The sequence below is a fragment of the Sulfurimonas sp. genome (genome assembly GCF_026988655.1).
GTDB lineage: Bacteria > Campylobacterota > Campylobacteria > Campylobacterales > Sulfurimonadaceae > Sulfurimonas.
Genome location: NZ_JALSKT010000055.1, coordinates 45843 through 56644, shown reverse-complemented (window position 1 = coordinate 56644; position 10802 = coordinate 45843). Strand labels below are relative to the sequence as shown.

At 34.8% G+C, this 10802-nt stretch carries 13 protein-coding genes, 5 tRNA genes and 2 pseudogenes; 13 read left to right on the top strand and 7 right to left on the bottom strand.

The window, feature by feature from the left end:
• A pseudogene (locus MV052_RS06075) lies at positions 1-103 on the top strand (IS5/IS1182 family transposase); the annotation flags it as partial.
• Between the two features lie 17 nt (positions 104-120).
• Here MV052_RS06075 and MV052_RS06070 read toward each other — a convergent pair.
• The 3 genes and pseudogenes from MV052_RS06070 to MV052_RS06060 form a co-directional block, all read right to left on the bottom strand.
• Positions 121-552, bottom strand: a pseudogene (locus tag MV052_RS06070) (EI24 domain-containing protein); the annotation flags it as partial.
• Positions 553-609: 57 nt separating this feature from the next.
• Entirely contained in the window at positions 610-750 is a 141-nt protein-coding gene (locus MV052_RS06065) for a hypothetical protein (protein ID WP_297441962.1), read from the bottom strand.
• A gap of 128 nt (positions 751-878) precedes the next feature.
• Complete coding sequence (locus MV052_RS06060) at positions 879-2438, bottom strand: nitroreductase family protein (RefSeq protein WP_297441961.1); 1560 nt, start codon at positions 2436-2438, stop codon at positions 879-881.
• Positions 2439-2538: 100 nt separating this feature from the next.
• Between MV052_RS06060 and MV052_RS06055 the strand changes: the two genes are divergently transcribed.
• Positions 2539-3978 (top strand): protein adenylyltransferase SelO, encoded by a 1440-nt coding sequence (locus tag MV052_RS06055; RefSeq protein WP_297441960.1) that lies wholly within the window; start codon positions 2539-2541, stop codon positions 3976-3978.
• Positions 3979-3995: 17 nt separating this feature from the next.
• Here MV052_RS06055 and MV052_RS06050 read toward each other — a convergent pair whose 3' ends face one another.
• Positions 3996-4265, bottom strand: a complete 270-nt coding sequence (locus MV052_RS06050; protein ID WP_297441958.1) for a hypothetical protein — start codon at positions 4263-4265, stop codon at positions 3996-3998.
• A 158-nt stretch (positions 4266-4423) separates the two neighbouring features.
• Between MV052_RS06050 and MV052_RS06045 the strand changes: the two genes are divergently transcribed.
• Complete coding sequence (locus MV052_RS06045; RefSeq protein ID WP_297441956.1) at positions 4424-4600, top strand: hypothetical protein; 177 nt, start codon at positions 4424-4426, stop codon at positions 4598-4600.
• A 38-nt stretch (positions 4601-4638) separates the two neighbouring features.
• On the opposite strand, the gene MV052_RS06040 is transcribed toward MV052_RS06045, so the two are convergent.
• Positions 4639-5550: an AEC family transporter gene (locus tag MV052_RS06040; protein WP_297441954.1), complete on the bottom strand. Its 912-nt coding sequence runs from the start codon at positions 5548-5550 to the stop codon at positions 4639-4641.
• A 359-nt stretch (positions 5551-5909) separates the two neighbouring features.
• Between MV052_RS06040 and MV052_RS06035 the strand changes: the two genes are divergently transcribed.
• The gene (locus MV052_RS06035) at positions 5910-6227 is read left to right on the top strand and encodes a thioredoxin family protein (protein ID WP_297441952.1); all 318 of its coding nucleotides are present in this window, start codon (positions 5910-5912) and stop codon (positions 6225-6227) included.
• Here the strand turns inward: MV052_RS06035 and MV052_RS06030 are convergent.
• Complete coding sequence (locus MV052_RS06030; RefSeq protein ID WP_297441951.1) at positions 6214-6969, bottom strand: RNA methyltransferase; 756 nt, start codon at positions 6967-6969, stop codon at positions 6214-6216. The genes MV052_RS06035 and MV052_RS06030 overlap by 14 nt on opposite strands.
• Positions 6970-6971: 2 nt before the next feature.
• Positions 6972-7700: a YaaA family protein gene (locus tag MV052_RS06025; RefSeq protein WP_297441949.1), complete on the bottom strand. Its 729-nt coding sequence runs from the start codon at positions 7698-7700 to the stop codon at positions 6972-6974.
• A gap of 183 nt (positions 7701-7883) precedes the next feature.
• On the opposite strand from MV052_RS06025, the gene MV052_RS06020 reads away from it, so the two are divergent.
• From MV052_RS06020 to nusG, 9 genes are all read left to right on the top strand, one after another.
• Positions 7884-7960: transfer RNA gene (locus tag MV052_RS06020), tRNA-Thr, on the top strand.
• A 57-nt stretch (positions 7961-8017) separates the two neighbouring features.
• A tRNA-Tyr gene (locus tag MV052_RS06015) sits at positions 8018-8102 on the top strand.
• A gap of 7 nt (positions 8103-8109) precedes the next feature.
• Positions 8110-8185: transfer RNA gene (locus MV052_RS06010), tRNA-Gly, on the top strand.
• 165 nt (positions 8186-8350) lie between these two features.
• A tRNA-Thr gene (locus MV052_RS06005) sits at positions 8351-8425 on the top strand.
• A gap of 89 nt (positions 8426-8514) precedes the next feature.
• Positions 8515-9714 carry an elongation factor Tu gene (gene tuf, locus MV052_RS06000; RefSeq protein ID WP_297441947.1) on the top strand — a complete coding sequence of 400 codons (1200 nt, stop codon included), beginning with the start codon at positions 8515-8517 and terminating at the stop codon, positions 9712-9714.
• A gap of 42 nt (positions 9715-9756) precedes the next feature.
• Positions 9757-9909, top strand: a complete 153-nt coding sequence (rpmG, locus tag MV052_RS05995) for a 50S ribosomal protein L33 (RefSeq protein WP_083778292.1) — start codon at positions 9757-9759, stop codon at positions 9907-9909.
• 20 nt (positions 9910-9929) lie between these two features.
• Positions 9930-10005, top strand: a tRNA-Trp gene (locus MV052_RS05990).
• Positions 10006-10079: 74 nt separating this feature from the next.
• Positions 10080-10259, top strand: a complete 180-nt coding sequence (gene secE, locus MV052_RS05985; RefSeq protein ID WP_297441945.1) for a preprotein translocase subunit SecE — start codon at positions 10080-10082, stop codon at positions 10257-10259.
• Between the two features lie 9 nt (positions 10260-10268).
• Positions 10269-10796, top strand: a complete 528-nt coding sequence (gene nusG / locus MV052_RS05980) for a transcription termination/antitermination protein NusG (protein WP_297441943.1) — start codon at positions 10269-10271, stop codon at positions 10794-10796.
• Positions 10797-10802: the final 6 nt, after the last annotated feature.

Sequence of the window (10802 nt, the reverse complement as noted above, 5' to 3'; positions counted from 1 at the left end):
AATAGTTGCTCATAAATATCGTAACCGTAGAAAACGATTTGGTTTGAGGTTTAATCTCATTTGCGCTTTAATCAATTTTGATAGAGGTTTTCAGGTGGATTAATGGGTTATGCAAGAAGTCTAATAATTAAACATAGCAATCTCACCAAAGAACGGTCCAAAAATATTTAATACAGGTAAAAAGTTAAACAGTGCAGTAATGCCACTGATAGTTATAAATCCTGCTTTATATTGAGAGAGTGCTTCCCTTTTTTCTTTCTTGATAACTAAAACTGCAGCATCATTAACAAATGTATCTTTAATTAACCAAACCCATAATGACATTTGAATAATAAAATTTAACACAGGAATGAAAAGAAGAGGAAATACAACAATAGAAGCAACAATATAAATGAAAAAATCTTTTATTCTATGTTCACTGGTTTTTATTTCATCTTCTTCTAAAAGTGGTTCATAAGGAAACTCTTTCTCTTGAATGTCTGTAAGAAGTTTTTCACTAAAAAAGCTTGATGTAAACAGTAGAGAAACTGTAATAGCATTATAAATAAAATAAAAACCAAGTAGGTATGACTAAAAGCAAATATTATAGACTCTATGATATTTTGCATCTTACTTTCTCTCACATTTAGCAGCATTAGCTTCTATCAATCTTAGTCTGCTTAAAATATATGCGAACTCTGCATCTTCTTCTTCATACTTTTTTTTAAGCTCAGCTCTTTTTGTTTCAAGAATATCAATTTGTTTTTTCACCTCTTGAACATCTATATAGCAGTTAGCTGCAGCTTCTTGCTCTTTTTTTAAAAGCTAGTCCATCATTGTTTTGATAAAAGTTACCATTTTACAACTCCTTCTTTTATTTGAGTCTCTTTAAAAGTTTATTATACTCTATTTTGATAAGCTGACTTCGTTTGAATTCTACTATCAACATAACCAACACCTACAGTGAAATGGTAGAAGCTTTGGTAGGTGTTATTTTTTAAGCCTAATACATTATTGTTCATTAAGTCATCTAAAAAACAACCTATTCCAGTACCTGAGAGTCCTAAAGAAGTTGCTTCTAGATAGAGTTGTTGTCCTACTCTTCCACACTCCCAGTAAAGCTCCTTATATCTATGTGCATTATATTGCAGCAGTTCATCTGAATATTTGCATATCATACCGAGTGAAAAAGCACCATCACTTGCAATGTCTTGATTGCAACTGATAGTTTTTGAGGCAGCTCTATAATCTAGCATATCTAGTATGTAAAGATTGTTTAGGTCTGTTTTTTCCCATAAAAAACTTGCATTACACTCTTTTTTAAGATTTTCTAAGTCATTTTCATCACGAACAAGTATATACAAACCTTGAGAATACTCTTGTACTCTATGAACAAAGATCGCCAAGTGTGCTGCGTTTATTTTTCCATCAAGAGAACAGTTTACTGCGTTTAAGATTGTATGAAACTGCTCTTTAGTGATTAGAGACTCTTCTTTATCCATAACATGAATACTTCTACGTTTAAGTACGACTTCTTTAGATTCTCGTGTTGGCTCTCTATGAACCTTGCACTCAGAAGTACGTTTGTGTGGTATTTGCATTACTGCAGTCGCTTTTTCTACTTCAGTTATGACTTGCCAGTCGTACATGGATGGGCTGAGTTTATTGGCGATGCCTTCGTACTGCTCAGGTAAGCTTTTTAAAAGTGCTGAAATATCTAAAGAAGGAGATAGATTTTTTTTGGAGACTACAAGAAGCATATCAGGTGCTTCATCTTCAAAAAAACGGCTTGTTTGATTTAGTCCTAATAAGCGTACTATTGAGGTGTCAGATATATTGTCAAGGCGTGTGATTTTCCAGCCAAGCATTTTAGCAGAAACTACAAGTGCTTGCCAGGCATGACCTGCATCGAGTTGCACGTAGCGAAATGCTCTTTCTCCATATTTCCATGCTTCACGCCATGCAATACTTGAGAGTCCTATAAGAAAACTCTCTTTTGGCAAAGTATCAAAAAAACCACTTTTAAACGCAGTTAAACGTTCGAGAGAATGATCTTTAGGTGCATAGTGTGAGATTGTGCATAAAGATTCATCTGCCATAGGTGGCAGTACTAGGTAGGACTCAGTAGGTTGGAGATTTCCACTAGAGGCATTGCAGCGTACAGCCCAGGAATTCTCACCAGAAATTTTCCAAGCAGCAATGCCTAAAGAAAATTGCAGAAGTTGAGAAATGGATTCTAGTAGTAAGGGTGCTGCTGGTAGTTCTTCATCGAGCAGGGAGTAGGGGGGTGTAGGATTTTGCAAACTTAGTGGAAGCATAGTTTTTTGCGTACCTTTGTAACTTCTAAAAGGATCAGGTTGTGTAGCCCAATCCATATAGCCTAAGGATTTTGCATATCGCTGTTGAGAGTGTTTTGTTGATTCATGGTAGTGAAATACCGTTTGGAGTTCTTTATTCATAAAGCGAGTGTAATCTTATTTACTTAAAAGTTTCTAGAAAGTTTTGTATTAGTTAGAATATGTAGCTTTTTTTAACCAAAGAGCTGATAAAACTTCTCTTATGAAATTTTCGGATTTAAAACTCACAACACCATATCTCTCTTTGGCTCCTCTCTTTTATGATAGAGTAGAGCCAACACCTCTTGAAAAGCCTTTTGTTATTGCAACTTCACAAGATGCTGCAAAACTTTTGGGTATTAATGAAGATATTAGTTTAGATGAAGAGCTTGTAAAAATACTCAACGGAGAGAGAAGACTAAAGGGCTCACAGCCCTTTGCTATGTGTTATGCAGGTCATCAGTTTGGTTATTTCGTTCCACGTTTAGGTGATGGAAGGGCTATTAACCTTGGCAAAGTAAATGGACAAAACCTACAGATAAAAGGTGCTGGGCTTACGCTCTATTCTCGTCAGGGCGATGGAAGAGCAGTACTACGTTCGAGTCTACGCGAGTTTTTGATTTCTGAAGCAATGTACGGTCTGGGTATTGCAACATCTAGAGCTTTGGCACTTATAGGGAGTGATACAGATGTAACACGGCAAGGATGGGAAAAAGCTGCCATTGTTTTGCGTCTTTCTCCGACATGGGTGCGTTTTGGTACCTTTGAGTATTTTAATGCTGCAGGAGAGCCAGAAAAATTACAGCAGCTTGCTGATTATGTTATAGATGAATCCTATCCTGAACTTAAAAATACGCAAGAGAAGTATCTTAAAATGTATGCAAAAGTAGTGCAAAATACTGCTAAAACTATTGCAAAATGGCAAGTGTATGGATTTAACCATGGAGTAATGAATACAGATAATATGGCAATTGATGGTAGAACTATAGACTATGGTCCTTTTGCTTTTTTAGATACTTATGATCCAAATTATATTTGTAATCGTTCTGATACCCAAGGGCGTTATAGTTTTAGAGGTCAGCCAGGAATTGCACACTGGAACTTGTCTCAACTCGCTTTAGCTCTGTCTCCTATCCTTAATCATGAAGCAGCATTAGAACTCCTTGAAGATACGTTTGGCGACGTTTATGAATCGGAGTATACACACTTAATGTATAAACGGATGGGACTACAAACCAAAGAAGAAAAAGATTTGTCTTTACTTAAACTCATGTTACGGAGTTTAGAGCAGTCTGTCATAGACTATAATGCATTTTTTAGAAAACTCTCTGTATATAGCGGGAAGAGAAATGAGATTTTAGATCTTGCACTACATTATGAGTATCTTGACAGGTGGCTAGACACATATGATGCAAGATTAGAAAAAGAGAATCACACAGATGAGCAGAGACATACAAGCATGTTAGAAGTAAATCCAAAATATATATTGAAAAATCATATTTTGCAAGAAGCTATTGAAAAAGCGCAAAAGGAAGATTTTTCAATGATAAAGGATTTACTCCATGTTGCACTTGCACCATTTGATGAACATCCAGAATTAGAGTACCTTGCGCAACAAACACCACTGCAGTTTAAAAATATAAAATTGAGCTGCTCGTCATAAAAGATAGAAATTCTAGCTCAGGTATTAGAACTTTTAGAAGCTTTTTTAAATCCAGCCCCCTTTTTTCTTTTTGGCTGTAATTCTAGCGTTTCGATGATATTTCTATAATCCATTCCAGCTCTATGCATTGTTGCAAAACAAGTAACTAATGCAGCAATGGCATTAGGGACTTCGCCCTTTTTTTTGTAAGCCTGAATATTTTTTTCACTGACTTTGATAAGGTTGCTAAATTTTGGCAGACTAATCTCTGCATCAAGCAGTGTTTTTTTGAATTCTATAAATGTCATTTTATGCTCTTTTTCTCTTAAATTAGAAGGATTGTAACAAAAACACCATAAAATATTACTAAAATCCAGAAAAAGACTTGACATAGTTATGATAAAAAGTATATAATCACTATAATTTATTACTAAAAGGTAGTAAAATATAAAACAAGGAGCCAAAAATGGCAAAAGTTCTTAAGAAAAAAGTAGCAAAAAAAATTGCTAAAAAAGTTGTTAAAAAAGCAAACGGATCTAAAAAAGTAGCAAAAGTAGTTGCAAAAAAAGTAGTTGCAAAAAAACCAGCAACAAAAAAAGCTGCGAAAAAAGTAGCAAAAAAAGTTACAAAAAAAGCATTGTAGTCTTTTTTAGAGGAGAAAGATTTTGCTCTTTCTCTTCGCTAATGTAAAACCTCTAACAAATCAACCGCAAAAAAGATCACTCCCAAAAAAAGCACCGAAGATATAAATACTAAAGCTGTAACGATTTTAGGCTCACATTCATAGAGTGAAGCTAAGTTAACATTTGCAACGGCAAGTGGCATAAGTAGTTCTATAAAGAGCACGCCTTTTATCATAGGGTCAAGTTCTATAAAGTAGAGTAGGCTAAACGCAGCTAAGGGCAAGATTATGAACTTAAATGTTATTACCCAGGTGATGAGCTTTTTATTTATTTCTCTTATCTTTGTGCCATAGAGATAGATACCAAATAAAAAGAGTTGCATCGTCATAGACGCATATGCACCCATCATCAGCATATTCATAATATTTTTCGATGGTCTATATCCCCATAGACTTAAAAATATAGCAAGCATTGCAGCCCAAAGAATTGGAAGTTTTACAATGTTTTTGAGTGATGTTTTTACATCAAAATTCCCACGAGAGTAAAAATAAACACCGATAGTATAAACGACAAAAACGTTCATCAGATTGATAATAGTTGTGTAGGGAATAGATGCCTCGCCAAAGATGGCAATATTAAGTGGAATGCCGAGATTCCCTGTATTGCCAATAAGAGCAGCAACGATAGCGATAGAGTACTCTTTTTTCTTGTTAAAAAGTTTTGAAGCAAAAAGTGCGCTGAGTAGCAGTACGAGAAGTACGATAACAAGATAGATAGCAGGTGCGTAAAAAAGTGTTATATCAATAGGATGTAATAAAAGTCCCCAAAAAGTTAAAAAAACCTGTAAAAAGTAGACATTTAGTAAAGTTATAGTTTTATCGTCGATCTGTTCTTTAAAGCTGCGTTTAGCAATGTAGCCCATAAGAATAAATACATATATGCTGAGTATTGAAAAGATTATTGATTTCACGAGAGAATTGTAGCATGATTGCCATCCTAAAGTAAACTAGTGATTACCAGCGAATAGAAAAATATGCAGTTGCAAGGCAGAAATCCGTAGGAGCTACTAGTAGCTTCAAGGGTTTCTAACGAAGTAAATGTATGTTTTTCTAATCGTCCTTCGGATAGCACATAAAAAGGCAATCTGCAAAGTATCTATCACTCAACTCTACTAGTAGAGCCTTCGCAATAGCTACTTTACATCTCACCTCTTTATGTGTTACTGGTATTCGCTAGTTTACTCTAGGATGGCAATATATTTATGAAAAAGATAAATCGATTATGATATGATTCAAAAATAGAAAGTCAAGCTGTAAATAAGGTAGAAATTTGAATATAGATACAATAGAAAAAACGATACAAGAAAATTTGGCGGTTATGGTGTATTTTTCTGCACCAACTTGTAATGTATGTCATGCTCTCAAACCAAAACTCTTAGAAGCATTAGAGACAAATTTTAAAGAGTTTGAGGTAGTAAGTGTGGATATATCCACTGATGCGGAAATAGCAGTACATTATAATGTTTATGCTATTCCTACGGTGCTTATATTTTTAGATGCAAAAGAGTTCTTGAGAAAATCTCGTCATATGTCTGTTGATGAGGTCATAAAAGAGATAAAAAGACCGTATGACATTATGACTTCATAAATGCGATAAGTGAAGCAGTTACTGCTACATTTAAAGATTCTACCTCTCTTTTCATAGGAATAGAGATGGAATCATTACAAAGTTTTGCTACTTCTGGCGACACACCATCACTTTCGTTCCCCAAAACATACACAGTTTTCTTTTTTTCATTGAGAGTATAAATGCTATTTTTAGCATGTGAAGATAAAGCATAGATAGTTGTATCTTCAAGTTTTTGTAAAATTTCTTCAAGTGAGTTACAAAAGTAAATAGGAAGTTTAAATAATGTTCCAGCACTTGCTTTCATAACAAGAGGTGAAATTTTAGCCGAACTTTTTTTAGGCAATATGATACCATCAACATTGCCCGCTGCACAAGAACGGATAATCATGCCAAGGTTTTGTGGGTTTTGTATCCCATCAAGAGCTATCAGCCTAAAACTACTGCGTTTAGTAAGCTCTACTGCGTTTAAATAACTCGTAGAGAGAATATCCACTGCAACACCTTGATCTTGTTTCGCGTTTCTACTGATGCGTGAGAGTGCCGTTTTATCATGATGCATGATTTCTATGCCTCGTTCTTTAGCGAGTAATAAAATTTTTTTGATTGTCCCATCAGGTTTGTTAGACTCTGCCATATGTAGTTTATGTATTTGAACGTTTTTATCTTGTAAAACTTCTACAACGACATTTCTACCATATAAAGTAATGATTTTTTCAAAAAATGCTTTTTTATTTTTGTATTCTTGTGAATCTTGTTTCATAGTTACTCCACTATATTGTAAATGATTTGAGTTTTATTTTTTATTTTGTTGATGTCATGAACTTGCAAGTTTTCAATCTCAAGTTTCATAAACTCTTCTATAGATGCTACATTGTGTTTTGCAACTTCACCTAAAACAATACCTCTATAAGCTTTTGCCCAATGACTTACTGTTTTTCCATTTTTTAAAAACTTTAAAGTTGTATACTCCTGGGTAGTCTTATAAAATTTATCATAATAACCAGCACGTAAATCTAAAATATCATGTTGAGCCAAATACAAATCAAGTTGATAAGAAAAGCGTTCTTTATAAAAATTTTCGGGACTAGTATCTCCAACACTATTGCCTTGCTTCACTTTATAGTTAGCAATTGTATCACCACCAAGTATTGGACCATAAAGATTCGAGAAGATAATTGTATGTTCTTTTAAATAACTTTGCATTTGACTATCTAATGTATTATATTTTAGATAGTCATAGGCAACACCTTGATATCTTTGGATAGCATGAATAAGTGGAGAATTGAAAATATCACAGATGTAAGCTTCGCATTCACTAAACTTTTTAAAACCAAAAAGTTTTTTGATTTTATCCTCATCCTGACTTAAAACAATAGAATTGTATTCGTTGAGAATTTCTTCTCTTGCAGATAAAGCACCAAAAAGTTCTTGCTGCGTTTCATTACCACCACTGTTTTTTCCTTCAGATGGAGAAAATAATATCTTTAACATAGATAAAACCTTTGTAAAATTGATGTAAACATTATAGCTATATAAAATATATAGAGGTGTTAAAGCTGCCAAAAATCCCTAAAATAGGTGTAAAAATACGAAATTGTAAGAAAATTTGACATTTCTTAGTAAAATGCTTGACATTAAAAATCTTTTGCACTATAATTCTGGCTCAAATTCGATGCCGACATAGCTCAGTTGGCTAGAGCAGCTGATTTGTAATCAGCAGGCCCGGGGTTCAAATCCTCGTGTCGGCACCATTGAATTTTGAATATTAGAAACAGTGTTAGACCAGAAAAACATAATTTATGTAAAATGGTGGGATAGTCAAGTGGCCAACGACGGCAGACTGTAAATCTGCTCCCTATGGGTTCAGAGGTTCGACTCCTCTTCCCACCACCACTCACATGCGGGTGTAACTCAGTGGCTAGAGTTCCTGCCTTCCAAGCAGGCTGTCGAGGGTTCGAATCCCTTCACCCGCTCCATTGAGATTCTGGAAGCTGAAGTATAATTTCTACTTACTTCATACTACTATATAATTATTTTAATAAGTAAATAGACATATAGTGAATCTAATCACAAACTAATATTATAATTATAAAAAAATAGATAAAATCATGCAATGATTTCTTAATTTAAATCACAGCTACGCTTATGTGGCTCAGTGGTAGAGCACTTCCTTGGTAAGGAAGAGGTCGTGGGTCCGATTCCCATCATAAGCTCCATCATAGCTACATTTGATAAATTTAAGAAATAATTGAATGATTTTTGGGTATAATTCCATTTCAATTCACAATAAAAGTCGGAGGACACTATGGCAAAAGAAAAGTTTGAACGTAATAAACCCCATGTTAACATCGGTACAATTGGTCACGTTGACCACGGTAAAACAACACTAACAGCAGCTATCACTGCAGTATTAGCAGTTAAAAATGATGCAAAATTCATGGATTATGATGCAATTGATAATGCACCAGAAGAGAGAGAGCGTGGTATTACTATCGCTACTTCACATGTAGAGTATGAAACTGACAATCGTCACTATGCACACGTTGACTGTCCAGGTCACGCGGATTATGTTAAGAATATGATTACTGGTGCTGCTCAAATGGATGGCGCTATTCTTGTTGTTTCTGCAGCGGATGGCCCAATGCCACAAACTCGTGAGCACATTCTTCTTTCTAAACAAGTTGGTGTTCCATATATCGTTGTTTTCATGAACAAAGAAGATATGGTTGATGATGAAGAGTTATTAGAACTAGTTGAAATGGAAATTCGTGAACTTTTAGATATGTATGATTTCCCAGGTGACGATACTCCAATCACAGCTGGTTCAGCTCTTAAAGCTCTTGAAGAAGCAAAAACTGGTACTCTTGGTGAATGGTCAGATAAGATTATTGAACTTATGAAAACTGTAGATGAGTATATCCCAGAGCCAGCTCGTGAAACTGATAAAGATTTCTTGATGCCTGTTGAAGATGTTTTCTCAATCTCTGGACGTGGTACTGTTGTAACAGGTCGTATTGAACGTGGTACTATCAAAGTTGGTGAAGAAGTTGAAATCGTAGGTATCAAAGATACTCAAAAAACTACTGTTACTGGTGTTGAAATGTTCCGTAAAGAAATGGAGCAAGGTGTTGCAGGTGATAACTGTGGTATTCTAATCCGTGGTATTGGTAAAGATGATGTTGAGCGTGGTCAAGTACTTTGTAAGCCAGGTACAATTACTCCTCATACAACTTTTACAGCTGAAATCTATGTACTAAGTAAAGATGAGGGTGGTCGTCATACTCCATTCTTTAACGGTTACCGTCCTCAGTTCTACGTACGTACTACTGATGTTACAGGTGCAATCACTTTACCAGAAGGTACAGAGATGGTTATGCCAGGTGATAACGTAAGTATTACTGCTGAGTTAATTCACCCAATTGCAATGGAACAAGGTACTAACTTCGCTATCCGTGAGGGTGGTAGAACTGTTGGTGCTGGTGTTGTTGCTGAGATCATTAAATAAGTCGCTTTTGCGATTTATTTAATTCTTTAAAGGTAAATATACATGAGAGAAGCAATTCACTTAGGTTGTGAGAAATGTACAAGACGTAATTATCACACAACAAAAAATAAAAAGACTCACACTGAAAAATTTTCTGTAAGAAAATATTGTAAATGGTGTAAAGAGCATACTAATCACAAAGAGATGAAACTGTAGAAGTTTCTCTCTTTAGTTCTAGGCGTGTAGCTCCAATGGTAGAGCACCGGATTCCAAATCCGGGTGTTGGGGGTTCGAGTCCCTCCACGCCTGCCACAGATTTATTATAAGTGGAGCTAAGATAAGCTTTATTTATAATAAATAAGACATTAATATATGGATAACAGTAGATGGATTTAAGTAAACACATTCGTAATGCAAAACTAGAGCTCAGTAAGGTAATTTTTCCAACAAAAGGGCAAGTAAAGCAGGCGTATATTGCAGTTGTAATTGTTGTTTCTGTAATAGCTGCATTTTTAGCATTAGTAGATTTACTTATGTCATCTATTATGTCAACAATTTTAGGCTAAGGAATAATTATGGCACATCAATGGTACTCTATTCAAACCTACGGAAGTGATAGAGCAGTAAGAGATGCAATCTTTAATATGATTGAAGAGTTTGGTCTTCAAGATCATATTACAGATGTAATAGTTCCTACAGAAGACGTTATAGAAGTTAAAGATGGAAAAAAGAAAGTAAGTGAAAGATCATTATATTCTGGATATGTATTTGCTAGAATAGATTTAAACACAGAAATACAACATCTTATTCAATCAGTGCCTAAAGTATCTGGTTTTATCGGTGAGGCTAATGTTCCAACTCCACTTAGTGAGCATGACATAAACGTTATTTTAGATCGTGTTAATAATCGTGCGGCGCCAAAACCAAAAGTCTTTTTTGATAATGGTGAAACAGTTCGTATAATTGACGGTCCATTTGCTAACTTTACAGGAACAGTTGATGAATATGACTTAGAACATGGAACATTAAAACTGAATGTTTCAATTTTTGGTAGAGCAACTCCTGTGGATATCTCATATACACAAGTTGAAAAAATAATTTAATTTAAT